31 protein-coding genes and 2 pseudogenes are annotated in these 20,652 nt (G+C 55.2%); 25 read left to right on the top strand and 8 right to left on the bottom strand.

Going from position 1 to position 20,652, the window contains the following annotated elements:
- The first annotated feature begins 191 nt into the window (after positions 1-191).
- From ABD880_RS04475 to ABD880_RS04425, 11 genes and pseudogenes are all read left to right on the top strand, one after another.
- Positions 192-557: a hypothetical protein gene (locus ABD880_RS04475; protein WP_345162746.1), complete on the top strand. Its 366-nt coding sequence runs from the start codon at positions 192-194 to the stop codon at positions 555-557.
- 119 nt (positions 558-676) lie between these two features.
- On the top strand, positions 677-1,045 hold the full coding sequence (locus ABD880_RS04470; RefSeq protein ID WP_345162744.1) for a hypothetical protein: 369 nt from the start codon (positions 677-679) through the stop codon (positions 1,043-1,045).
- A complete protein-coding gene (locus ABD880_RS04465; protein ID WP_345162742.1) occupies positions 1,042-1,530 on the top strand; it encodes a hypothetical protein in 489 nt (162 codons plus the stop codon). The genes ABD880_RS04470 and ABD880_RS04465 overlap by 4 nt, the downstream gene beginning before the upstream one ends.
- A 10-nt stretch (positions 1,531-1,540) precedes the next feature.
- Positions 1,541-1,894 (top strand): ASCH/PUA domain-containing protein, encoded by a 354-nt coding sequence (locus ABD880_RS04460; RefSeq protein WP_345162740.1) that lies wholly within the window; start codon positions 1,541-1,543, stop codon positions 1,892-1,894.
- A gap of 478 nt (positions 1,895-2,372) precedes the next feature.
- Positions 2,373-2,525 (top strand): hypothetical protein, encoded by a 153-nt coding sequence (locus ABD880_RS04455; protein WP_345162738.1) that lies wholly within the window; start codon positions 2,373-2,375, stop codon positions 2,523-2,525.
- 6 nt (positions 2,526-2,531) lie between these two features.
- Positions 2,532-2,614 (top strand): annotated as a pseudogene (locus tag ABD880_RS04450).
- A gap of 363 nt (positions 2,615-2,977) precedes the next feature.
- A complete protein-coding gene (locus tag ABD880_RS04445; protein WP_345162736.1) occupies positions 2,978-3,286 on the top strand; it encodes a DUF5681 domain-containing protein in 309 nt (102 codons plus the stop codon).
- A complete protein-coding gene (locus ABD880_RS04440) occupies positions 3,240-4,532 on the top strand; it encodes a DNA-packaging protein (RefSeq protein WP_345162734.1) in 1,293 nt (430 codons plus the stop codon). The genes ABD880_RS04445 and ABD880_RS04440 overlap by 47 nt, the downstream gene beginning before the upstream one ends.
- Positions 4,529-5,869 carry a phage portal protein gene (locus tag ABD880_RS04435; RefSeq protein WP_345162732.1) on the top strand — a complete coding sequence of 447 codons (1,341 nt, stop codon included), beginning with the start codon at positions 4,529-4,531 and terminating at the stop codon, positions 5,867-5,869. The genes ABD880_RS04440 and ABD880_RS04435 overlap by 4 nt, the downstream gene beginning before the upstream one ends.
- Positions 5,870-5,881: 12 nt before the next feature.
- The gene (locus ABD880_RS04430; protein ID WP_345162730.1) at positions 5,882-6,082 is read left to right on the top strand and encodes a hypothetical protein; all 201 of its coding nucleotides are present in this window, start codon (positions 5,882-5,884) and stop codon (positions 6,080-6,082) included.
- Position 6,083: 1 nt separating this feature from the next.
- A complete protein-coding gene (locus ABD880_RS04425) occupies positions 6,084-6,833 on the top strand; it encodes a phage minor head protein (protein WP_345162728.1) in 750 nt (249 codons plus the stop codon).
- A 165-nt stretch (positions 6,834-6,998) separates the two neighbouring features.
- On the opposite strand, the gene ABD880_RS04420 is transcribed toward ABD880_RS04425, so the two are convergent.
- From ABD880_RS04420 to ABD880_RS04405, 4 genes are read right to left on the bottom strand one after another with little or no spacing between them, the layout of a single operon-like run.
- Positions 6,999-7,241 carry a hypothetical protein gene (locus ABD880_RS04420; RefSeq protein WP_345162726.1) on the bottom strand — a complete coding sequence of 81 codons (243 nt, stop codon included), beginning with the start codon at positions 7,239-7,241 and terminating at the stop codon, positions 6,999-7,001.
- A gap of 19 nt (positions 7,242-7,260) precedes the next feature.
- The gene (locus ABD880_RS04415) at positions 7,261-7,386 is read right to left on the bottom strand and encodes a hypothetical protein (RefSeq protein WP_345162724.1); all 126 of its coding nucleotides are present in this window, start codon (positions 7,384-7,386) and stop codon (positions 7,261-7,263) included.
- A 2-nt stretch (positions 7,387-7,388) separates the two neighbouring features.
- On the bottom strand, positions 7,389-7,841 hold the full coding sequence (locus ABD880_RS04410; RefSeq protein WP_345162721.1) for a hypothetical protein: 453 nt from the start codon (positions 7,839-7,841) through the stop codon (positions 7,389-7,391).
- Entirely contained in the window at positions 7,828-7,971 is a 144-nt protein-coding gene (locus ABD880_RS04405; protein WP_345162719.1) for a hypothetical protein, read from the bottom strand. Before ABD880_RS04405 ends, ABD880_RS04410 begins: the two co-directional genes overlap by 14 nt.
- 57 nt (positions 7,972-8,028) lie before the next feature.
- Between ABD880_RS04405 and ABD880_RS04400 the strand changes: the two genes are divergently transcribed.
- Positions 8,029-8,349: a hypothetical protein gene (locus tag ABD880_RS04400; RefSeq protein ID WP_345162717.1), complete on the top strand. Its 321-nt coding sequence runs from the start codon at positions 8,029-8,031 to the stop codon at positions 8,347-8,349.
- Positions 8,350-8,556: 207 nt separating this feature from the next.
- Here ABD880_RS04400 and ABD880_RS04395 read toward each other — a convergent pair whose 3' ends face one another.
- From ABD880_RS04395 to ABD880_RS04380, 4 genes are all read right to left on the bottom strand, one after another.
- Positions 8,557-8,748 (bottom strand): hypothetical protein, encoded by a 192-nt coding sequence (locus ABD880_RS04395; RefSeq protein ID WP_345162715.1) that lies wholly within the window; start codon positions 8,746-8,748, stop codon positions 8,557-8,559.
- Between the two features lie 470 nt (positions 8,749-9,218).
- Positions 9,219-9,368: a hypothetical protein gene (locus tag ABD880_RS04390; protein ID WP_345162713.1), complete on the bottom strand. Its 150-nt coding sequence runs from the start codon at positions 9,366-9,368 to the stop codon at positions 9,219-9,221.
- Positions 9,369-9,507: 139 nt separating this feature from the next.
- Positions 9,508-9,747: a hypothetical protein gene (locus ABD880_RS04385; protein ID WP_345162711.1), complete on the bottom strand. Its 240-nt coding sequence runs from the start codon at positions 9,745-9,747 to the stop codon at positions 9,508-9,510.
- Positions 9,748-10,027: 280 nt separating this feature from the next.
- Positions 10,028-10,204, bottom strand: coding sequence for a hypothetical protein (locus ABD880_RS04380; protein ID WP_345162709.1), 177 nt, complete (start codon positions 10,202-10,204; stop codon positions 10,028-10,030).
- A 110-nt stretch (positions 10,205-10,314) separates the two neighbouring features.
- On the opposite strand from ABD880_RS04380, the gene ABD880_RS04375 reads away from it, so the two are divergent.
- The 13 genes and pseudogenes from ABD880_RS04375 (at position 10,315) to ABD880_RS04315 (ending at position 20,649) form a co-directional block, all read left to right on the top strand.
- Entirely contained in the window at positions 10,315-10,977 is a 663-nt protein-coding gene (locus ABD880_RS04375) for an HK97 family phage prohead protease (RefSeq protein WP_345162707.1), read from the top strand.
- Positions 10,978-10,987: 10 nt separating this feature from the next.
- The gene (locus ABD880_RS04370) at positions 10,988-12,217 is read left to right on the top strand and encodes a phage major capsid protein (RefSeq protein WP_345162705.1); all 1,230 of its coding nucleotides are present in this window, start codon (positions 10,988-10,990) and stop codon (positions 12,215-12,217) included.
- Between the two features lie 83 nt (positions 12,218-12,300).
- Entirely contained in the window at positions 12,301-12,501 is a 201-nt protein-coding gene (locus ABD880_RS04365) for a hypothetical protein (protein ID WP_345162703.1), read from the top strand.
- Positions 12,502-12,503: 2 nt separating this feature from the next.
- The gene (locus tag ABD880_RS04360; protein WP_345162701.1) at positions 12,504-12,716 is read left to right on the top strand and encodes a hypothetical protein; all 213 of its coding nucleotides are present in this window, start codon (positions 12,504-12,506) and stop codon (positions 12,714-12,716) included.
- Between the two features lie 45 nt (positions 12,717-12,761).
- Positions 12,762-13,349 (top strand): head-tail connector protein, encoded by a 588-nt coding sequence (locus tag ABD880_RS04355; protein WP_345162699.1) that lies wholly within the window; start codon positions 12,762-12,764, stop codon positions 13,347-13,349.
- The gene (locus ABD880_RS04350) at positions 13,346-13,669 is read left to right on the top strand and encodes a phage head completion protein (protein ID WP_345162697.1); all 324 of its coding nucleotides are present in this window, start codon (positions 13,346-13,348) and stop codon (positions 13,667-13,669) included. Before ABD880_RS04355 ends, ABD880_RS04350 begins: the two co-directional genes overlap by 4 nt.
- 164 nt (positions 13,670-13,833) lie before the next feature.
- Positions 13,834-14,337 (top strand): HK97 gp10 family phage protein, encoded by a 504-nt coding sequence (locus tag ABD880_RS04345; protein ID WP_345162695.1) that lies wholly within the window; start codon positions 13,834-13,836, stop codon positions 14,335-14,337.
- Positions 14,334-14,804 (top strand): hypothetical protein, encoded by a 471-nt coding sequence (locus ABD880_RS04340; RefSeq protein WP_345162693.1) that lies wholly within the window; start codon positions 14,334-14,336, stop codon positions 14,802-14,804. The genes ABD880_RS04345 and ABD880_RS04340 overlap by 4 nt, the downstream gene beginning before the upstream one ends.
- Before the next feature lie 12 nt (positions 14,805-14,816).
- Entirely contained in the window at positions 14,817-15,242 is a 426-nt protein-coding gene (locus ABD880_RS04335) for a hypothetical protein (RefSeq protein ID WP_345162691.1), read from the top strand.
- Positions 15,242-15,634: a hypothetical protein gene (locus ABD880_RS04330; RefSeq protein ID WP_345162689.1), complete on the top strand. Its 393-nt coding sequence runs from the start codon at positions 15,242-15,244 to the stop codon at positions 15,632-15,634. The genes ABD880_RS04335 and ABD880_RS04330 overlap by 1 nt, the downstream gene beginning before the upstream one ends.
- A gap of 17 nt (positions 15,635-15,651) precedes the next feature.
- A pseudogene (locus ABD880_RS04325) lies at positions 15,652-15,969 on the top strand (phage tail assembly chaperone); the annotation flags it as partial.
- Positions 15,970-15,982: 13 nt separating this feature from the next.
- Positions 15,983-18,181: a tape measure protein gene (locus ABD880_RS04320; RefSeq protein WP_345162687.1), complete on the top strand. Its 2,199-nt coding sequence runs from the start codon at positions 15,983-15,985 to the stop codon at positions 18,179-18,181.
- Positions 18,181-20,649 carry a hypothetical protein gene (locus ABD880_RS04315; protein ID WP_345162685.1) on the top strand — a complete coding sequence of 823 codons (2,469 nt, stop codon included), beginning with the start codon at positions 18,181-18,183 and terminating at the stop codon, positions 20,647-20,649. Before ABD880_RS04320 ends, ABD880_RS04315 begins: the two co-directional genes overlap by 1 nt.
- Positions 20,650-20,652 lie beyond the last annotated feature (3 nt).

Raw genomic sequence — 20,652 nt, 5'->3', positions numbered from 1 at the left:
GATAAAAATGATAATTGCTTTCAATCTGAAAGGTGGGTGACGCATGAGAGAGATGGACAAGTGATGAGTGAACGGGGTTATTCTACCCACTTCCATTACGTGCGAAGTGTGAGAGCTTTTAGAAGGCGCCTTAAGCAGTGGGCCAAGTATATGCCGAAAGGGACGGAGTTTGTCTTGGTAAGCAGATTTAAATGTTACTCAGTCACTGGCACCATATGACCAACTACACCGCCGCCGAATGGAACGCCCTGCCCCAGAACCAGAAGGGGAAGCTGGCCACCAAGCCTAGCAAGCCGCCCATCAAGATAAAGGCAGACACCCCTGAGAAGGCCCATAAGAGCCCCGCCACGGCACCATCCCTTGCTCAGACGGACTTGGACACGGTTTTGATGCAGATTGTCATACGCACGCCCCTAGAGGCCGCATACGTGACCTACGGCCCGTCAAGGATAGAGATTGACTACATGGGCCATGAGCTGGCCATCGTGCCACGGGAGCAGGTGAGGCCCGACTACCTCAGAAGAGACAACCAACCAGTAACGAAAGAAGCATCATGAACAGAAAATTTGAAATACTAAGCAGATACCTCCCTTATGAGTTGAAAGTGAGTGCGGGGTCTGTACGTCCTTTTGAAACAATACTAGCAAACCTAAGCTCATCGAGTGCAGGCGTAGACGTGGGTCCATTTGTTGACGATTACAACATTGGAGATGTGAAGCCCATCCTGAATGACCATAAAACACTGCTTAAGCCGACAGATGGCAACAACAGCCCCTTCTACGCCACTGAGATTGCAGAACTAGCAACCAACTCACAAGGGATAGAATGGCATGACCCAATGGACGCGGGTTCATCCATAGACGTGGAGAGCCTAGACGGGGAGTGGATTGTCTCCATCTTCAGGGACTTTGATGTGAGAATCTACAAAGAGGATGAGTTTCCCCCAGTCTACAACCAAGCCCTCATCCACCGGAAGCTACTAGAGTGGCACTTCGCAGTAGGCCTAGAGGAAGGGGAATACATCAGAAAGGAGGCCACCGCATGAGACTATTCTACCTATGCCTCCTGCTAGGCGCGCTGACCGCCTGCAAGACCGCCCGCCCCGTGGACCCGCTGCAAGGCACGGACGCCGCCCTGACCGCGCCCAAGGCCTCATGGGCCGACATCTTCACGGCTAAGAAGCTGAAAGGGAATACAATCATCTTCGCAGGGGGTGATGTCTCCAACGCTGGCCCGACAAAATTGAAAGGCTCCACCCTTGCCACCAACACGCAGAAGGCGGGGGACGGCTCCACCCTGGGCGCGGTCTCGCAGGCCGGGGCGGACGAAAGCAAGACGAAGCAAAGCGCGGTCTCCGAGGCCACCGCCGCCAACACGGGCGGGCAGGGGGCGCAGGTGAGCGGCAATGCGGAAAGCAGCGCCACCAACACCACCAGGAAGGGGATGCCGTGGTACGTGCTCGTGGGCATCGGGATTGCCGTCGGCTGGATCGGGCCGGGGCTGGTGAAACGAATCATTAAACCTGTTTAAGCCAAAGATTATGCCGTTAACCACATCACTTGAGATTGCAACCAAGGCAATGCAAGAACGGATTGCCAAAGAGTCATACACACCTAAAGAATTGAAGATGGAGCAAATACATTACCTTAAAACATGGTCGGAGTTCTTTCGCGGGATTAAGTCAGGAGCTAAAACCTTTGAGCTCAGAAAGAATGACAGGGGCTTCAAAGTCGGAGATAGGCTAATGCTCCAAGAATGGTTGCCGAACCTTGAGAAGTACACAGGAGAAGCCGAGTTAAGAAAGGTGACTTATGTTTTAGAAGGCGGGAAATTCGGACTTGAGGAAGGGTATTGCATCCTAGGTATAGCAGAGGTTACAGAAGGCCGCTTCTAGCTAGCCCCATGCAGCACCACTACCAAGACCCGGAGGGCTGGCGGGCCTTCGCCACGATGCTGGGCGTGGAGGACGACTACCACGCCCTGCTGGAGGCCCGAGACCGGGACGCGGGTAAGAAAGCCGAAATAGTACCCACGACCCCGGCCACGCGGGTAGAAAACGCCGAAACGTACCCGTGAGAAAGATTGCCGTACCTACCAAAATTGTAGCTAAAACATTTGGTTATTTAACTTATTTTCACGTAATTAGTACAGCTAGGGTGAAGCATAGGTTTAGGTGTTTTGGCTTCATGTAACGGCCTCACCCCAGCACGCACCACCCGGTGGCAGACGGTTCGCGCCTTCTCCCACCGCACACGGACAGGCGAACGGCTTGACCGACCACCCATTAAGACGATACCCCACCAAGCGCATAATGTAAGGTAACTCAAGGGGGTCGCACGGGTGGAACCCATCAAACAGATAAGAAAATGGCTATGGACTATGCAATTCAAGTGCTCGAGCGCGAACTAAAGGAAATGAAAGCTGAATACCACGCCGCCTCTCCAGACTACAAAGGGGACTTTGGTGACAAGATACACGACCTGCAGGCCGCGCTGTCTGCCTTAGAAGAGGCACTAGCCGCCTAACCCCACGGAGAGGGTAGCTCAACCGGGAGAGCGCGCTGTTTCCAGCCATTCAGCGGATGCGGGTTCGAAGCCCGCCCTGGTCTCCACCACCTAACGAAGAAAGAAGCATACCAAAGGGCAATGATTATGAGGATATACAAGTATTCACTACCCTGCCCGGTGAGAAGATTTGAGCACTACTGCTTCAAGGATTCTCAGGGGTTGAATAACATTTGGTTCTTCCATCTAAACTAAGGGCATGAAGATAGTAAAATGCAAACACTGTGAGCAGACCTTTTGGGCCGTCCTTACCAGGGGAGGCTATTGTCGGTACTGCAGATACCTAGTAGGCAAGTAACACCCCGCCCAGAAGCCGTGCCGGGTGCCCCCTGTCCCAGAGCAGAAAGGGTCAATGACAACAGGGGACAACACCCGGTACGCCGGGCACACTAACAACGGATTAACAGTGAACCATGGCTAAGAAAGGAGGCAACCCCCAGAACCTTAAACCCTTCCCAAAGGGAGTGAGCGGCAACCCGAAAGGGAGGCCCGTTCTGCCAGACCTGAAAGACCTGCTCGAAGAGGAACTGGGAGACGAAGGAACGCGAGAAATCATTAAAGGCTTAAAGTCCGCCGCGAAGAAAGGAAACGTACGGGCGGCGGAGCTGCTTCTTGATAGAGTATATGGGAAACAAACGATACCGCTTGAGGTCAATGGAGAATTAACCTTAACAGATGCCAGAGCCGCACTACTTGCGAAACTTGGTGCAAACAAGGAGTAGCAGAGAGGTACAAGATGCGATCATGCAGCTTTCAGAAACGGAAGCTGCTTTGTTGCTTTATGACTGGGAAGGGCTCTGGGCAAGGGACAAGCAGCTCCTGCCCGAAGGTATCTGGGACACTTGGCTTATCTTAGCCGGGCGTGGTTTCGGCAAGACCAGGACGGGGGCCGAGACCGTTCGCGTCTGGAAAGAGGATAACCCCATCATCCACCTGGTAGGCCCTACCGCCTCCGATGCAAGGGACGTGATGGTAGAGGGGGAGTCCGGCATCCTCAACATAAGTCCCCCTAACGACAGGCCCGTTTACGAGCCCTCCAAGCGCCGCCTCACGTGGAGCAACGGGGCGAAGGCCATCATCTTCTCAGCCGATGAGCCCGACCGCCTGAGGGGTCCACAGTGCCACAAGGCGTGGGCGGATGAGTTGGCCGCATGGCGCTACGATGACGCCTGGGACCAATTGCAGTTTGGTCTACGCCTAGGAGATAATCCGCAGTGTATCGTCACCACCACCCCTAGGCCCACGCTTCTAGTGAGAGAGCTGGCCAAGAATCCCAACACCCACATCACCAAAGGGACAACTTATGAGAACAAAGCCAACCTCGCGGCAAAGTTCTTCACCACGGTAATATCTAAGTATGAAGGGACGCGCCTAGGCCGTCAGGAGCTCAACGCCGAGATACTGGAGGACATTGAGGGTGCGCTGTGGAAGATGTCCCTGTTGGACCGCAACCGCGTTACCTCACTGCCTCCCTTTAAGAGGGTGGTGGTGGCAATTGACCCTGCTGTTACCTCAAATAAAGACTCAGATGAGACCGGGATAATAGTTGCCGGCCTGGGCTATGACAACCTAGCCTACGTGCTTGATGACTTGTCAGGCACATATTCCCCGAACGTGATGGCCGGCACAGCTATTAAAGCCTATAACGAGCACCAAGCAGACCGCGTGGTGGCAGAGGTCAACAATGGCGGGGATATGGTAGAGGCTATCCTTAGAAACATAGATAAAAGCATATCATACAAGAGCGTCCACGCCTCAAGGGGCAAGGTGACTAGGGCCGAACCCGTTGTCGCCTTGTATGAGCAGGGCCGTGTCAAGCACTACGGCAACCTTGCCAAGCTAGAGACCCAGATGACCACCTGGAACGCAGGCGAAGGAGAGAAGTCCCCCGACAGAGTAGACGCCCTGGTCTGGGCCTTGACAGACCTCATGTTAACCAACCAGCAACAAAAAGTATTCACGATATGAACCTGAAACAGACACTGCAATTGTTCAACCCCTTTCACAAGGGCTACGACCTGCCCCTTCTCCAGAAGGCGGCATCCTCCATGGGGGTGAACCTCTTCGACCGCTCCTTCTACCAGATGCTGGGCGTGGACATGCCCGTCTGGATGGAGGACAAGGCCAACGAGTACCTGGAGCGCGGCTACCTCAACGCGGACGTCTTCGCCATCACCAACTACCGGGCGAACCTCCAGCGCAACGTCAAGTGGAAGCTCTACAAGAAGAACGGCACCGAATCATGGGACATCTTAGAGGACCATGAGCTATTAAGTCTTGTAAACGGGCTAGACCTGCACGCCATGAGCGTGTATGAGGACGTGACGGGCAACAGCTACGTCTACGCCCCTTGGCTGGAGAGCGGCGTCAACCGGGGCAAGGCCACCGAGCTGAGCGTGCTCAAGTCAGACCTGGTGCAGATCGTGTCCGGCGGCGCCATGGAGCCTGTGCGTGGGTACAAGTACATCATTGACCAGAACAACAGCAAGGGCATAGACAAGGCAGAGGTGCTGCACTTCAAAAACTTCAACCCGTCCTCGCAGGCAGGCTCAGACCTGTACGGCATGAGTCCCCTGAAAGCGGCCATCCGGCAGGTATCCCTTTCCAACGCCGGCACCGACTCCATGGCGGCGTCCTACAAGAACCAGGGCGTGAAGGCCATCGTGTACTCCAAGGACAATGAAAACGTGCAGTGGACGGAAGAGCAGGCCGTGGGGCTCAAGCGCTCATGGGAGCAGAAGAACGGCATAGGCCGCAACGGGTCCGTAGTGTTCCACTCCAAGGAGCTGGGTAAGATTGACCTGGGGCTTTCTCCGGTGGAACTGAATACCTTAGCCGGGATGCTACACTCCTTCAGACAGCTCTGCAACATCTACGACGGCTTCCCTAGTCAGTTGTTAAACGACAACGAGAGCAGCACCTACAACAACCTGGACAGCGCAGACAAGCGCGTCTACATGAACTGCGTGCTGCCAAGACGCTCCAAGTGGAGAGACGGTCTGAACGAGTGGCTGACGCCGCGCTACGGGGCTGACTTGTACCTGGACTTTGACACCTCTGACATATCCGTCCTTCAGGAGAACAAGAAGGAGACGGCGGAGTGGGTAGACAAGGCGTGGTACATCAAGGTCAAGGACAAGCAGAAGATACTGGGCACGCCTGAGGACCCCAACATGGACCTGTACATGGTGCCCAACAACCTGATACCCGTCAAGGACATTGGCGACCTGACCCGATCCACCGACATAGAAGAAGAGATGAAGGCGCTCAAGGAGAAGGGCGTGAGCGAGTACGGCCAGAAATAGCTATCTTGAGGTATGAGATACATGCCCTTTGAGATGATCCCCTACACCACGCAGGACCCGCGTCCCTTCGCCTTCAGCGTGGAGTTCGGCGTCATGCTGGCCTTTAAGGACGTGCTGGGCTTTAATAAGGGATGCACCCACATAGAGGCCTTCTACAAGGGCAGGCCCGTGATACTAGGCAAGCCCAAACGCTACAAGCACCAAAGAAACTAGCATGAGAACCGAAGAGCACAAGACCCTTCTGTGGAAGGCCGCAGACCGCAAGCGCCTGAGCTTTGACGCACGCGCCCAGCGCCTCTTCCTGCAAGCCCTGACTAAGCAGATAGCCCCCGTCATCCTCGCCTATGAGCAGGGTAATGACTGGGAGAAGGCCTTAAGTGAGAAGCCCATTAAGGAGGCCATGGTGGAGGTGTACACGCTGGTGGGGGTTGCCTTCGCCCGCGAGCAGTACCGCGCCCTCAAGAGCCACGAAACGGACTTCCTGACCAAGGCGGAGGCCGAAGAGTCGGTATGGATGCGGTTCATGCGCCGGTTCGCCCTGGAGAAGGCCGGGGAGCGCATCGCGGGCATCACCGAGACCACGCTGAAGAAGGTGCGGAGCGTGCTGGAGACCGCCGTGGGAGAGGGTCTGAGCATCCCCAACACGGTGAAGCTGCTTAAGGATGAGTTCGCGGGCATCAACAAGACTCGCGCCACCGTCATTGCGAGGACGGAAATCATAGGTAGCGCAAACGCTGGATCTACCTTAGGCGCACGTTCAACAGGGTTAGCTTTGAATAAAGTTTGGCTCGCTACGCGGGATTCTAGGGTGCGGAGTAGCCATATAGGCGTAGATGGGCAGACCGTGGACCTTAACGGGAAGTTCAAGGTAGGGGGAGCGGAGCTAGACCACCCAGGCGACCCGACCGGCCCCGCCTCAGAAGTCATCCAATGCCGGTGCGTGCCACTTTATGAGCCTAAATAGCTTGATTTTAGTACGTTAATTTCGTATCTTCTACCATCTTCTCACTACAGAAAGGAGGCAAGCATCTGTGCTATCCTGCCACGGGTTGGCGGCAAGCACCTAGCACGCCGGGAGGGCGTCAGGCCATCGTGTGGCGCGGGAAGCCTCGGGAGACCGGGGCTTTTCTTATATCAACTCATGCGCAATAGCCAGCGCCTTAGACAGCCATTCGATGGCCTGTTCCTTTCTAAGGTCAAAAGACGTAGATACGCCGTTCTTCCCCTGCACGGCAATGGTCAGAACGTTGGGCTTCTCAGCGCTGTGCGTGGCCTGTATGGAACCCTCTATATCCTTGTTATAGGTGTTGATAAAGGTTTCGTTAGGGTTGATACCGGAGATGTCTAGGGTGATTTTGTTGTTATGTTCCATAGTCCAATATACTAAAATATTACCACCCCAGCCACTCCCACAGCTTCATGGCGGCAATCACCACGGCCATGATCGCGGCGAAGAAGAGCAGCCCCTGCCAGTTGCGGCGCGGGTCGCGGTCGTATCGTCTGTCTCCGTAGGCCATGGCTAGGGCAGGTATTCGGGTTTGGGTGTGCCGTCTTCGTTGAACCACTCGGGAAGACCGTAAAGGGGGTTGTTCTGGTTGTAGCGCGTTCCGCCCCCGGTTTCAAAGGCTATCAGGTGTCCGACGCTGACTTGGCGGTGCAGGGATGCGCCAATGCCACCTTTCCCGCCCCGTCTCCTAAACTCTTCAACAAACGTGTCCCTGTCTGTCAGTTTGTTGCGTTCTTGAAGAAGCAAGAATATTACCTTCTTAGGGAGGATTTTGCCGCCATTAAAAGGCACTGGCACAGGTTCGGGTGGTAAGTTGTACAGGACGGTCTCCATCATCTGCGCCGGGGTGATGGACTCCATGTAGGCTATCTTATCATTCAACTCATCCCGTTTCTTCCTATAGTCCTCAAGCAAGGTGCTATGAGCCTCGTCCCATATCTTTAGGATTATATTACTTGTCTCCATCGGCCTTCTTTCCTAAGATTACCCACACCCCGCCCACCTTCTTGGCGTTGAGCTTGCCCATGTTGATTTGCTTCTGCACCGCCTGACGGCTCTTGCCAATCTCAGCGGCGTACTCGGTGACGCTTTTCATAGCGAAAGGTAGTCATGTAGCAACCAAAAAGCAAGGGATATTCCGTACTTTTGCCGCATGGCATGGAACGAACGAATCAAGAAAGACGGCGAGAGTGAAAACCCAGAATCAGAAGCCCGTGCGCAGTACTTCGCGCTTAGGGAGGACATGAGCGCGCTGCAACTCGCGTCCCAGGACATGGGGGAGGCCCTGGCCCTCATCAAGAAGGGGGCCGCGCATTTGGAGCGGATAGAGGCGTTGTTGACGCAGGGCGGCTTCGATAAGGAGATGCTGAGCCCCGTGGCCACGGCCTTCAGCACCGCGGCGGTCAACCTCAGGCTGGTGGAGAGCGCCGTCAACCGGGGGCTGGACGAGCTGAAGGGAAAGGGAGAGGGTTAAGCGGCTATACTTGTTGGACAAGATTTATAAGGTCTTTGCTCACCTCGTAATTCGGGTTGTTAAAAACCTCACTACCCTTTATGCTCTCCTCTTCTATGTCTATGTTCTTGGGGTTGTGAACTGGTAGGCACGTGAGCCACCCGTCTTCTGTTTGCTCTGTTACTCCCGTAATGAGCTTTTCTGCTTTGGATAGGATATAGAATAGCATTAGGCTTTAATTGCTTTTTTGGCGGCTCCTATTGTTGAGTACCTTCTATGATCTGGCGGAGCGTTGAATATCATACCTTTATAGGCTTTACCCTCATGAATGGAGTTGTCAGCCCTAAGCCACCAATACTTATCTCCATCATAAATTTTAACTCCGTCCTCTGTTGTGAAAATCGCTTTATTCTGTTCCATATCAGTGACTATTTATCAAGCTTTTCATTTATCCTTTTAAGCGTAGTGTGCATTATGCACAATTGAATCAGTATAGCTACAAGTATTGCTGTTCCCATAAATCAATAGTTGTTTATTAACTTTTCTCTCCCATTTTCTATCAGTTGCTTATTCTCGCATTCTGGCAGTTGCTGGCAGCATGTATTGCAGGAGTCAGGACATTTGCCAAAACTTTCATTCGCCGCAACTATCCTCCGGTGGTTCAGCTCCTCTAGCGTGGCTGGTCTTACTATGCCAGCCAGCATAAGGCCTTTCTCAAAGTCTTGCATTGTGAATTCGTTCTTCATTTCTTCTTCTTTATCGGTTCAAACAGTTCCCCCTGCCTCGGCTCCCGTTGGCGCAGCTCCATGAGCGGGGTAGGGTTTCCCCGCAGCCACTCGAACGAGGCCCACGCCCCGTACACCTCCCGCTCCCGCGCCGTCTGGGGTGGGTTAGGTTTGCTTGAGGAAGGCATATTCCTTCATAGCGGTCAGTATTACCTCCTCTTGGTTATAGGTACTGGCATTCATTAGCCAGTCTTGAATGTCTTCATAGCCCTCTTCTCTGACTATGGCGGTTAAGAGTGTTTCTGCTTCTGTCATATCTCAGTTGTTAACGGTTCTCTGTTTGGGTCTCAGTCGGGCGATGGGTCTTCGCGGGCCGAAGCTCACCAGCTCCCAGCCCGTGGGCGTGGCCTGCCAGAAGCGGGACTTGTCGGGGTCAACCTGCCAGTGGTAGCGGTCAGGCGGGGTCATGTTTGCTAAAGGGTAGAAGTACAATACATATCAAGGCCACAACATTCCCAGCCGTGCAGATGGACTTGCCAATCATATCGCATAGTTTCTCGGCGGCGGTCTCAGCATAGTAATGGTAGCCATCCCGCCACAGGAAGAACAATGTTTCACCAAACAGGAACACAACACCTATCACTATCAACCAAAGCGCGGCCTTGAACCACGGGCGTATCGCTTCTCTTCTCATATCCTCAGGGTTAAGTGGTTAATGCCATCCTACACAGGCTCACCAGCCCGCCTATCAGCCCCGCCCACGCCAAAAGGGCCAGCACCGCCTTGGTGCGATCACTCTGTAACAGTCTTCTCATATCATTGGTCTTTATGGGATTTGCCAATAACCATAACCAGGCACTGAGTGCAGAAAATCACAACACAGCACAGTACGATTATCGGGCTCTTGACCCATTGTTGTAAAACACTCAGGCCTATTGCCATAAAGGCAAGTATCCAATTGATTGTTAGTGGTTTCATGCGGCTTTAGTTTCGTTTCCATTCTCTCTGAGCGCGTCCTGCCTTAACACGTGACGGATGTAGTCCGCCTCGTTCATAAAGCCCCGCTCTGTCACTATTCTACCAATCTTGTCCTTAAAAACCGGGTCTACTTCTGCTTTTACAAAGGCCTTTTTTCGAGGTTTGCTTTTCATATAAAGTATTGAGTACCTATCACGTACCTCAATATAGTTAAAGTAATGCTTTAAAGCAACTAAATAGGTAAATTTATACTACCATAATTGGATAAATCCCCTACCTGCCGATGAGCATACAATACAAATCGCTGGACTACGCGGTGAAGGACATTGACGAGACGGGCGTGGTGTCCATCTATGTCAACGCCTTCGGCAACGAGGACTCAGACGGCGACATCTCTCAGCGCGGGGCGTTCGCCAAGACGCTGCAAGAGAACTTCAAGCGCGTCAAGCACTTCCTCAACCATGACAGCAAGCTCTTGCTGGGCGTGCCCTTGGAGGGCGTGGAGGACGAGGTGGGGCTGCTCATGCGCTCCAAGCTGAACCTCAAGAAGGAGATAGGGCGCGACGCCTACGAGGACTACAAGCTCTACGCCGAGCACGGCAAGACCCTGGAGCACTCCATCGGGTTCAACGTCATCAAGAGAGACCCTTCAGACGCGAAGGTCATCACCGAATACAAGCTGTGGGAGTACTCTACCCTCACCGCATGGGGCGCCAACCCCCTCACCCCGCTGGCAGACCTCAAGAACCAGAAAGACGCGAAGGCGCTCGTCACCCATTTGACCCAGATGTACAACCTGGACTACTCGGACGCGCGCCTCAAATCCATAGAAACACTGTTGATTTCACTCGAGACGGGGGAGCCGGCACCGACCACTCCACCGCCTGCCGAGCCGAGCGACCTTGACTTAATAGACAACTTCATTAAAAGGCTTAAATCCGCCTAAAACCACTCAGATGGAACTACAAGAAAAATTAAATCAATTGGACGCCGCTATTGACCAAAAGGTAAAGCAGGCAAACGAGCAGGTGTTGTTATCCGTGAAGGAAAACGGCAAAATGATTGAGGACTCGCTGAAGAGCGAGTTGGCCAACATGCTGACAGAGCACAAGGAATTGTCTCAGAAGCAGTATGACGAACTTCAGACTTCTATCAAGAAGGCCGGAGGCTTTAGCAATCAAGGTCCTGAATCCTTTGAGCAGATGCTGGCAAAGGGCTTGGATGAGAACAAAGGCAAACTGCACGCAAAGAAGAACGGTGCTGACCGTCTGGACTTCACCCTAGCCTTTGACCAAAAGGCAGTGGGCGACATGCTGGTAGGTACTAGCCTAGGCACTGGTGTGATGCAGCCAAACCTGCGCGCTGGAGTGGTAGAGCGTCAAGCCTATTTCAACCACGTGCGCGACTTCATGACCGTGCGTCCAACCTCTAGCCCGATCATCCACTACATCCAGGAAAACGGCGGCGAAGGTTCGCCTACTACCGTGGCAGAGGGTGCGTTGAAGCCGCAGATTGACTATGACTTGGTGCTTAAAACCGCCGAGATCAAGAAAATAGCCGCTCACCTGCGCCTATCTGAGGAGATGATTGAGGATGTTCCTTACATCACCAACTACGTGACCACTCGTGGTGCCGAGGATTTGAGATTGGTAGAAGATGCGCAGATCCTTTACGGCTCTGGCACGGGTTCTGACCTTCGCGGGTTGAACCTTGACGCCGTTGCCTTTGCCCGCCCTGCCGGTATCGGTACGATTGCCAACGCCACCATAGCGGACATCGTGCGCGTAGCCATGGCCCAGATTAGAATAGGCCGCTACCGTGCCACTGCCATCATGTTAAACCCGATTGACGTGGCAGTATTGGAACTTACAAAAGACGCTCAGGGAGGCTATCTGTTCGTGAACACTGCCAACCAAGGCGCGGTGTCTACCATCTGGAGACTGCCGATCATTGAGACGGACGCGGTAACCGCAGGTTCTTTCTTCATCGGAGACTTCACCAATGGTGCTGAGCTTTATGATAGAAAAGCCCTTAACGTACGCTTCTACGATCAGGACAGAGACAACGCTATCCGCAACATGGTGACCATTGTGATCGAAGAGCGTCTTGGTTTGGCTACTATCCGCCCAGCCTCTTTCGTGAAAGGCACCTTCGCCGCCGCGAGAACTGCCTTGGCAGCCGCTTAATCTGACTTACTAACCAAATAAGGGCTGGGTTCCGCTCCACTTGTGGAATCGGGTAATTCCCAGCCTCTTTAAGACCTAAAGCCATGAAAATAAAAGCACTGATAACCTTTAACAGCTACTTCGGCACATTGCTGGAAGGGCAGACCGCCGATGTTAGGGAGGGTGAAGGTAGGGAATATGAGAAGGCCGGTTTGGTTGAGGTTATTGACGCTAAATCTGCCGCTGAAGAACCAAAGAGTGGCAAGGATATGACCGCTGTGAACACCAAGCCAAAAGGCAAATAGCCATGAGAGCCAAGGTTCTGAAGAGCTTCATTGACCGCCTGCACAACGGCAAAAGGAGAGCGACCGACGAGGTGTTCTCCCTGACCGCCGAAAGGCTGGAGGAACTGGAGGGCGGGGGATTCGTGGCAAGAGTCACAGACCCCAAAAAGAGAAAGCAGAAGCCCGGCGCCGACCGGCTGACCAAAGAGGACAAGACACCCCTAGACACCAAGTAAGTGGAAGTAACGACAGTAGCAGACCTAACCCCAGAGCAGGAGCCCGTGACGGTAAAGACCGCCGCCAACTGGTGCAAGGTGGCCGTGCCGGTGGAGACGCCGGAGGGTGCCCTTACAGAAGAGGGGGAGCTAGTGCTGTTGCTCATCCAGACCGCCCGCGAGTGGTGCGAAAAGTACACGGGGCTGAGCTTCGGGCCTAAGACTTTGAGCGTTAGGCTAAGCCAGCAAGGATACGCAGGCCCTCAGAGCCTACCCTACGGACCTTACGCCACAGTGACGGAGGCTTTGGACCAGGACGGGAACATGATACCCCTGGAGCAGTTCGGCTCTACTTGGTACGCCGAGTACCTGAAGGGCATGAGCGTCAACAACACCTACAAGGAGGACTACGGCTGGGGATACGGCTTTCAGTCTGCGGGCTTTTTCGGGCCCGATAACACCTACACCCTGACTTACACGGCGGGCTTCCCAACCGGGACGCTCCCGAGGATGTTCAGGCAGGCGGTCTTGGTCTTGGTCTCGGAGATGTACAACAACCGCGACCACAGCGTGGTGGGAACGATAGTGGCAGAACTCCCCATCAACGTCAAGACGCTTCTTGATATGGGCCGCAAGAACGTTGGTATCATATGAGGACGGGCGACCACAGGCATAGAATCACCCTCTGGCAGGACGTGCCGGAGAAGCAGCCCAACGGCGACCTGACCGGAGAGCGCGTGCACATCCTGGACATGTGGGCCAAGGTGACGCCCATGACGGGCACAAGGGCCCTGAACGCCGCGCAGATCCTGAACGGGAGGCCCTACGAGATAGAGGTGCGCAACCCCTCGCCGGTGCAGGTCACAGAGGACATGCTGGTGCAGTGGGACGATACATTCATCACCGTGAAGAGCGCGGTGGACCTGGACGCCAGGGGCGAGGTCGTGCTGATAACCGGCACGGCTACCAAGTAAACTAAAGATATTCTAATGGCAATGTTTAGGGTTCCACGCAAGGCTAAGAAGCAATACAAGAGAAGGTTCTTTAGAGACAACCTGACTACTTGGTTAAGGGACTATTTTAACCAGGAAAACTATTCCTACTTCAAGCAATTTGGTGTAACCCTGCCTTTTTAACCATGGCAAAGTCAGCTATCAGGCTTAATACAGAAGGATTTGACAAAGCTATTAAACAGATTGGTAAGTTCCGGCTGGACAAGATTAAGGAGATCAAGCAGGAACTAGACCGTGTGACCATTGCTGTGGAGAGTGGCGCTAAAATAAACCTTACCACAGGCGGACAGGTGGACACGGGTAGGCTTAGAAGTTCCATTGTAAGGCATGCCACTGGGGAGTTTTCACGCACCGTCGGGTCAAACGTGGAGTATGCCGCCGCCGTGGAGTTTGGGTTTGACGGAGAGGTCTCTGTTTCGTCCCACACCCGCAAAAACTACGATAAGGAAGAGATTTCAGGGCCTAGGGCTAGCAAAGAGAAGTGGGTGAAGGTACAGCGAAGCACCTCGCAGGTTAGCACGCATACCCGTCACATGAAACTAAAGGCCAGGCCTTATCTATATCCTGCCCTTGAGGCACAGAGAGGCAAATTCTTAGCCAATATAAAAGAGATACTGAACACCAAATGAGAGACCCGCAGCAAGCCCTACGCAACGCCTATCTGAGCCTTTTGGAGAACCAAGTGTTCATAGCAGGCCCAGCATACGCGCAGGTCTATGCGGACTTCGTGCCCAGTACCGCCGCCCGCCCCTACGTGCTGTTGAGTCAGCAGACGGTTGCGGACGGTAGGACCGGGAACTGCCCCAGCGCCGAATGCACCATCCTAGTGGAGATCGTCTGGGAGGTCCAGGGGAATCTGGCAAGGACTAGCGAAGTCAACGCCATGGCCGAGCAGGCAATGCAAGCACTAAAACCCCTGACTGAAAGGCCCACCAACGTGATAGAGGGCTTCGAGGTGAACCAGCACTACCTGGAGGGGAGCAACACTATCACGGAGGCAGACCCCACCAGCACCCGCATACGCAGGCTGCTGCGCTTCAGGGACGTGGTGTTTGAGACGATTGAATCAAATGAGAACATAGAAACAACAATCTAAAAGGATAAGAAAATGGCAGTAACCCAACTGAGCGCCACCGACCTAGTGGTCAAGATCAACGACATCGAGGTACTGTGCGCCAACAGCGCAGAGCTGACCATAGACCGCGAGATGCTGGAGGCCGTTTGCGGCGCGTCTGGCAACTTCACCGACTACACGCCGGGCCGCATCGACTGGTCCATGAGCGCAGACGCCCTGTTCCGGGTGTTCACCACCCCGGACGCCACCACCAACGTGAGCGCCCAGAACGTGGCCACCATGCTTTTGGCCGGCACCAAGGTGTCTGTCTCTTTCGGCACCACGGTTACCGGGGGATTCACCTTCGAGGGGGAGTCCTATGTGAACAGTTTCAGCGCCTCCAAAGAGGTGGACGGCGTGCCTTCGTGGTCCGCTGGCTTCCAAGGCACGGGCGCTCTGACCATCACGCCGGTAGCGTAATGGGCTTCCTTAGAAACCTAGGCACCGTGGTACTCCTGGGAAAGGAGTACCCGGTCAAATTCGGCACCAACCAGGCCGCGATCTACTGCGATCTGCAGAAGTGCAACCTGGCCGGCTACCATAAGATGCTGGCCAGCATCGGCGCGCAGGAGGTGCAGGGCTCGGAGTTCCGGGACTTCATCTACTCTGCCCTGAAGGACGGCGCCAGAGCCTCTAAGAAGGACTTTGACCTGACCCCGGAGGACGTGGCCGACTTGATGGACGCCGTGGGCCAGGACGAGCCCCAGAAGTTTACGGAGATACTGCAGGTGCTCATCCCCAAGACCCCGGAGCAGGCCGTCCCAAACGAAACCCCCGCCGCAAAGGAGGGGGAAGCGATGAAAGCGGCCTAGAATGGACGTGGCAGGAGGTCATGCGGTGGGCGTTCGGCCCGTTGGGGTTGAAGCCGAAGGAGTTCTGGCGTTTGAGCTGGCCCGAGTTCTGGCACCTCTATGAGGGCAACGAGCTCAAAAGGCAGCTGGAGTGGGACAAGACCCGCTTCCTCGCCGCCGCCGTCATCAACGGCTCCTACCACCGGGGCAAGAGGGCGGTTTCCCCGCAGGAGGTGCTCCACCTCCCGCTGGTTGACCGCAAAGCCGCCAAAGGCGAGCCCAAAGAGACCCCGCAGGAGTTCATAGCGCGCATGTCCCGCAAGCTGGGCAAGCCGCTCACATTGGTCACCGATTAACGAAGGACAGCGAATGCCAACGATAGCAGACTTAGGCGTAGAGATACACGTAGACGGCCTCAACAAGTTCCAGGCGGGGCTCAAGAGCGCCTCTGCCTCGGTGGAGAAGCTGGAGAATGAGGTAGAGAAGTCCTCAGGGGGACTTAATAAGTTCAATAGAGGCCTTGATGGGATGGGGGCGGCTGTTGCCGGGGCTTTCACCATTGGGGCCGTAGTTGCTTTCGGGCAGGCTGTCATCAACACCACCGCCAACTTTCAGAAGATGGAGGCGGTGCTTACTAATACCCTAGGCTCACAGAGTGCGGCGCAGGACGCCATGCTCATGATTCAGGATATCGCGGCCAAAACCCCCTTTGCTGTAGACCAATTAACTGCCAGCTATGTGAAACTGGCTAACAGGGGGATAGCCCCAACAGCCGACCAGATAGTGAAACTGGGGGACCTTGCTTCTTCCACTGGGAAGGATTTTGACCTGCTCACCGAGGCGCTTCTAGATGCCATGACGGGGGAGTTTGAGCGGTTAAAGGAATTTGGGGTGCGTGCCTCTTCGCAAGGGGATAAAGTAGCCTTTACTTTTAAGGGCGTCACCACCACCGTACAAAAGACAGACAAGGCCATAAAGGATTATATTCTATCCTTAGGCGACTTGGAGGGCGTACAAGGCGCAAACGCTAAAATTTCGGCCACGTTAGGTGGGCAGATAAGCAACCTAGGCGACACCTTTACTAGCTTATTTAAGGTAATAGGGGACGGGTCTTCTGGGCCTTTGAGCTATGCAGTCACCAAGCTGAATGAGATAGGGCAAGCCTTGGTTTACATCGCTAAATCAGAGGACCAGCTAAAGACCGAGAAGATTTCAGGCGCCATGAAGGACTACGTGGCGGGTGTAGAAAATATATCCAGTTCCAAGGGGTTTGAGGAACATTTAGCGCTTATCAACGAGCGCTATGATAAGATGGCCGCCGGTCAGGACGCGGTGCTTAGGCGCATCACGGAGATGGAGGCTGGGGCCGGGGTGCTGGATGGCATTTTCCCGACCGACAAGGCAAAGGAGATTGACCGCCTTAGGGGTTCCTTCAACGCTTTCGCTATCGAGCTTCAGGGTATTTCCAAGTCTATCACCTTCACCAAGGAGGCATACGACAAGTTTCTAGCCTCAGGTGGTGGGAATGTACAAGCCGTAGGGATTCTCAAAACCTTACAAGCTGAGCTCAAAGCCCTTCAGGACGCGCAGGTAAACGCCACCTCAGGAGGGCAGATTGAAGGTATTAACGCTCAAATCTACGCCAAAGAGCAAGAGATTAAGAAATACCTGGAGTTGGGGGATGCCCAGCGTAACCAGATAAAGGCACTGGCAGACCTAAACAAGGAACTGCAACTCAACAACACCCTCTCCCGTGGGCTGGGGGACTCCTATGACTACATAGAGAGCCGTCGGGGAACGCTGGAGAACGGTCTAAAATCTCTTCTTACGGCAGGCTTTGCCCCCGGTTCGGAGAGCATACGCCGCTTCAAGGCAGAGCTTAGCAGCCTACCGCAGGCGTTTGAGCTTTTGAAGCCGTCTTTTGAGAACACCCTCCCCAGTTGGTCCGTCTACCTGGAGAACTTCGCCACGCATGGCAAGTTCGTTCTTACAGACATCAAGGCTGGTTTTGCCGCCCTTATGGGAGAGGTGCAAAAGGTTCCAATCGTCACCGCTCCGGCCCTGGAGGCTACCAAGACCGCCCTGGACACCTTCAACGAGCAGGCCACCGCTGCCGTACAGTCCTTCACCTTGAACACCACCTCTGGCATCCTGGAGATGGTTGGAGCAATGGCCGCCGGGGTAGGGTCAATGGGAGACATAGGGAAGTTTCTACTCGGGTCTTTGGCAGACCTTGCCATCCAACTAGGCACTTATGCTCTAACCATAGGGCTTGGTATAGAGGGTATAAGGACTTCTTTAAGTTCATTGAATCCTGTAGCCGCGTTGGCTGCAGGAGCTGCACTAATCGCATTGGGGGGCTTTGCTAAAGCGGCCATATCAGGTATGGGCAAATCAATGGGTTCTAGTGGGGGCGGTTCAGCCCCGGCCCCCTACAAGAGCCCCACCACGTCAGCCACCTACCGGCAGGCGGGAGCCAGTGACACCACCGTGCGCTTCGAGATAGACGGGCGCTCCCTGGTGGGCGTGCTCAAGAACGAGAACTACAACTCCTTCAGGGCGGGCTGATGGCGCTGATCCTCCTCAAGACCGACTGCTTCCCCCAGGGGGAGGCGTTCGTCCCCACGCACATCTACTGGGACACGGAGACGCTCCAGACCATCTCCTTCCAGGACCCGGAGAGCCCGACCTGCTCGCCCTACGACCGCCCCATCGGCGAGGTCATAGACGCGGTCTGCATCGCCAACACCACCACCCGCCGGGTGTATACCTACGCGGGCGAGGGGCTGGTGTCCTACACCGACACGCCCGACTCGCCCTTCTGCGGGTACGTGCCCCCCTGCAACCTGCGCATCACCGGCGTGGACATTGCCAGCCCCGACCCGATAGGCTCTGCCACGGGAACAGGGCAGGTGCTCACCACCGGCGCGGACGGACTGATAGAATACTCCCTGGACGGCCTCACCTGGCAGGACAGCGACACCTTCACCGGCTTAGCCAAGGGGGAGTACACCGCCTACGCGCGCGAGAAGGACAACACCGCCTGCCAAGCCTCCTTCCTGTTTGAAATCATAGAGGGGCTGGCCCTGCGCCACTTCAAGGACTTCGACGACCTGGACTCGGTGCCGGTGTCCCTGAAGCTCTACCAGCGGGGCTACACGGGCGCGCCGGAGGAGTTCAACTGCCTCGTGCCCTCCATCACCCTGAGTTATGCGGATGCGGACAAGGACAAGTTCGCGGGCGTCCTAGGCTCGCAGCTGAGCCTGAGCATCTACTCGACCCTGTTCCAATACCGCCACCTCTACGAAGGAGACGAGCGCACCTACCGGCTGGAACTGCATAGAGACGGGCAGTTGATGAACGTCTTCTGGCTGCTCATGGACGGCTACCGCGAATCCTTGGCAGGCGGCACCAATCAAATATCCATCGTGGCCACCGACGGACTGGGGGCGCTCAAGGGCGTGCCTTATCCCTTGCCTTTGGAGACGCAGTACGGCACCTTCCTAGAGGTCGTGCAAACGTGTCTGAACGAGTTGGAATACCAACTGCCCCTTTACATCGGGTTGAGCCTCTACACCGATGGAATGGTAGCGGAGGAGGCTATCCTCAACGGCGAAGCCACCCCGGCCTACAACGTCCTGGGGCAGGCGCAGATACTATTAGAGGCCCTCAGAACCGACAAGGGAGAGGCGCTGGACTGCCACGCGGTCCTGGAGGCAATCTGCGCGGTGTTCGGGGCGCGGCTCTCGCAGAGCATGGGCGCGTGGCACTTCCAACGCATAGCCGAGCAGGTGAAGGACCTGCCCCTCGTGCGCGTGGAAGGGGGGACGCACACCTTCGTTTCCAGAGAAACCCCGGTTACGATACTGCCCACGGGTAATACCCTGCCTTTCTTCCTGTCGGGCGCTAGTCTGGAGACCGGCCCCGTGTACAAGGAGCAGAAGGTGGAATTCGACTTCGGCGGCGTGGCGAACCTCATCAAGTACCCGCCCGTGCCGGATTCCTCCTGGAACGAGAACGACACGCTGAAGGGATGGACGTTCACCGCCCCCTACAAAAGAATCTTAGAAGGCAAGGACAAGAACCTCTTGCAGGTAGACAACTACGTGCCCTCTCCTACGGGCGCGGGGTACGCGCGCGCGCCTAGGTTCGAGGTCTTCGGCACCCCCGAAAGCCACCGCCTGCGGTTCTGGTACCGGCCCGTCTTCAACGAAGGCACCGTGCTAGACCCTGACGGGGCTGTCAACAGCTACCCTAGAATCTACCTGACCGTCAAGCTCAACGAGTCCTACTGGCTCGACAACTACACGGGTTCGCTCAACACCGTCTGGCAGCCTGCCGAGACCCTGAGTTTCGTGGTCTGCCAGCCGCAGGGAGCGGACGACAAGGGCTGGCTCATGGGAGAGCTGGACTTTGGCACGGTGCCGGAGTCGGGCATGGTAGAGGTGACGTTCTTTCAGATCGTGGGCAATGCCTACGCGCCTCTAGGGTTCCAACTCAGAGGCGTGGAGGTCATCAGCGGCTTCGGTTCGGGCTTCATAGGGGAGAGCCCCGTGGTGACCAATGAATTAGTGCTGACCGGGGAGAACGCAGGCAAGCTGACCTACAAGCCCGAGGTAAAAAACGTCCTCTTCGGGGACACCCTGAACCTGCTGCGCAACACCTACGCCCACTACCACGGCACGATCCTGGTGAACGGGGAACAGCCCTACGACGGGTGGACCGAGTTGAACGGCACCGAGGATAAGCCTTTACTAGCCTTTCTTTTGCGGGACATATTGGACCAGTACAAGCCGAACGACTTGAAGGCGCCACCGAGGATACTGACGGGCACGCTCCGGGGGCTGATACCGATGCACCGCACCGCGCTCCATGTTCATCTAGAGGGGTACGCCTTTCAGATGCAGTCGCTGGAGTACAACCTGCGGGACGCACAGGCGAGCGTGAAACTGATTGAGATAGGCTACACCGACCCGGAGAGCCTTGTCACGAGAGAATACGAGCACAACGAATACAACGCAGCGGAATACAACTAAGCT

It is taken from the genome of Nibribacter koreensis, from assembly GCF_039541795.1.
GTDB classification, from domain to species: Bacteria; Bacteroidota; Bacteroidia; order Cytophagales; family Hymenobacteraceae; genus Nibribacter; species Nibribacter koreensis.
The sequence above is the reverse complement of the archived record's forward strand: the minus strand, read 5'-3'. Positions and strand labels throughout refer to the sequence as shown.

What these genes read in the sequence shown, in the direction of transcription:
- ABD880_RS04475 (WP_345162746.1), top strand. Translation starts at nt 192, where the DNA reads ATGTTACTCAGTCACTGGCACCATATGACCAACTACACCGCCGCCGAA.
- ABD880_RS04465 (WP_345162742.1), top strand. Translation starts at nt 1,042, where the DNA reads ATGAGACTATTCTACCTATGCCTCCTGCTAGGCGCGCTGACCGCCTGC.
- ABD880_RS04460 (WP_345162740.1), top strand. Translation starts at nt 1,541, where the DNA reads ATGCCGTTAACCACATCACTTGAGATTGCAACCAAGGCAATGCAAGAA.
- ABD880_RS04455 (WP_345162738.1), top strand. Translation starts at nt 2,373, where the DNA reads ATGGACTATGCAATTCAAGTGCTCGAGCGCGAACTAAAGGAAATGAAA.
- ABD880_RS04445 (WP_345162736.1), top strand. Translation starts at nt 2,978, where the DNA reads ATGGCTAAGAAAGGAGGCAACCCCCAGAACCTTAAACCCTTCCCAAAG.
- ABD880_RS04440 (WP_345162734.1), top strand. Translation starts at nt 3,240, where the DNA reads ATGCCAGAGCCGCACTACTTGCGAAACTTGGTGCAAACAAGGAGTAGC.
- ABD880_RS04435 (WP_345162732.1), top strand. Translation starts at nt 4,529, where the DNA reads ATGAACCTGAAACAGACACTGCAATTGTTCAACCCCTTTCACAAGGGC.
- ABD880_RS04430 (WP_345162730.1), top strand. Translation starts at nt 5,882, where the DNA reads ATGAGATACATGCCCTTTGAGATGATCCCCTACACCACGCAGGACCCG.
- ABD880_RS04425 (WP_345162728.1), top strand. Translation starts at nt 6,084, where the DNA reads ATGAGAACCGAAGAGCACAAGACCCTTCTGTGGAAGGCCGCAGACCGC.
- ABD880_RS04420 (WP_345162726.1), bottom strand. Translation starts at nt 7,241, where the DNA reads ATGGAACATAACAACAAAATCACCCTAGACATCTCCGGTATCAACCCT.
- ABD880_RS04415 (WP_345162724.1), bottom strand. Translation starts at nt 7,386, where the DNA reads ATGGCCTACGGAGACAGACGATACGACCGCGACCCGCGCCGCAACTGG.
- ABD880_RS04410 (WP_345162721.1), bottom strand. Translation starts at nt 7,841, where the DNA reads ATGGAGACAAGTAATATAATCCTAAAGATATGGGACGAGGCTCATAGC.
- ABD880_RS04405 (WP_345162719.1), bottom strand. Translation starts at nt 7,971, where the DNA reads ATGAAAAGCGTCACCGAGTACGCCGCTGAGATTGGCAAGAGCCGTCAG.
- ABD880_RS04400 (WP_345162717.1), top strand. Translation starts at nt 8,029, where the DNA reads ATGGCATGGAACGAACGAATCAAGAAAGACGGCGAGAGTGAAAACCCA.
- ABD880_RS04395 (WP_345162715.1), bottom strand. Translation starts at nt 8,748, where the DNA reads ATGGAACAGAATAAAGCGATTTTCACAACAGAGGACGGAGTTAAAATT.
- ABD880_RS04390 (WP_345162713.1), bottom strand. Translation starts at nt 9,368, where the DNA reads ATGACAGAAGCAGAAACACTCTTAACCGCCATAGTCAGAGAAGAGGGC.
- ABD880_RS04385 (WP_345162711.1), bottom strand. Translation starts at nt 9,747, where the DNA reads ATGAGAAGAGAAGCGATACGCCCGTGGTTCAAGGCCGCGCTTTGGTTG.
- ABD880_RS04380 (WP_345162709.1), bottom strand. Translation starts at nt 10,204, where the DNA reads ATGAAAAGCAAACCTCGAAAAAAGGCCTTTGTAAAAGCAGAAGTAGAC.
- ABD880_RS04375 (WP_345162707.1), top strand. Translation starts at nt 10,315, where the DNA reads ATGAGCATACAATACAAATCGCTGGACTACGCGGTGAAGGACATTGAC.
- ABD880_RS04370 (WP_345162705.1), top strand. Translation starts at nt 10,988, where the DNA reads ATGGAACTACAAGAAAAATTAAATCAATTGGACGCCGCTATTGACCAA.
- ABD880_RS04365 (WP_345162703.1), top strand. Translation starts at nt 12,301, where the DNA reads ATGAAAATAAAAGCACTGATAACCTTTAACAGCTACTTCGGCACATTG.
- ABD880_RS04360 (WP_345162701.1), top strand. Translation starts at nt 12,504, where the DNA reads ATGAGAGCCAAGGTTCTGAAGAGCTTCATTGACCGCCTGCACAACGGC.
- ABD880_RS04350 (WP_345162697.1), top strand. Translation starts at nt 13,346, where the DNA reads ATGAGGACGGGCGACCACAGGCATAGAATCACCCTCTGGCAGGACGTG.
- ABD880_RS04345 (WP_345162695.1), top strand. Translation starts at nt 13,834, where the DNA reads ATGGCAAAGTCAGCTATCAGGCTTAATACAGAAGGATTTGACAAAGCT.
- ABD880_RS04340 (WP_345162693.1), top strand. Translation starts at nt 14,334, where the DNA reads ATGAGAGACCCGCAGCAAGCCCTACGCAACGCCTATCTGAGCCTTTTG.
- ABD880_RS04335 (WP_345162691.1), top strand. Translation starts at nt 14,817, where the DNA reads ATGGCAGTAACCCAACTGAGCGCCACCGACCTAGTGGTCAAGATCAAC.
- ABD880_RS04330 (WP_345162689.1), top strand. Translation starts at nt 15,242, where the DNA reads ATGGGCTTCCTTAGAAACCTAGGCACCGTGGTACTCCTGGGAAAGGAG.
- ABD880_RS04320 (WP_345162687.1), top strand. Translation starts at nt 15,983, where the DNA reads ATGCCAACGATAGCAGACTTAGGCGTAGAGATACACGTAGACGGCCTC.
- ABD880_RS04315 (WP_345162685.1), top strand. Translation starts at nt 18,181, where the DNA reads ATGGCGCTGATCCTCCTCAAGACCGACTGCTTCCCCCAGGGGGAGGCG.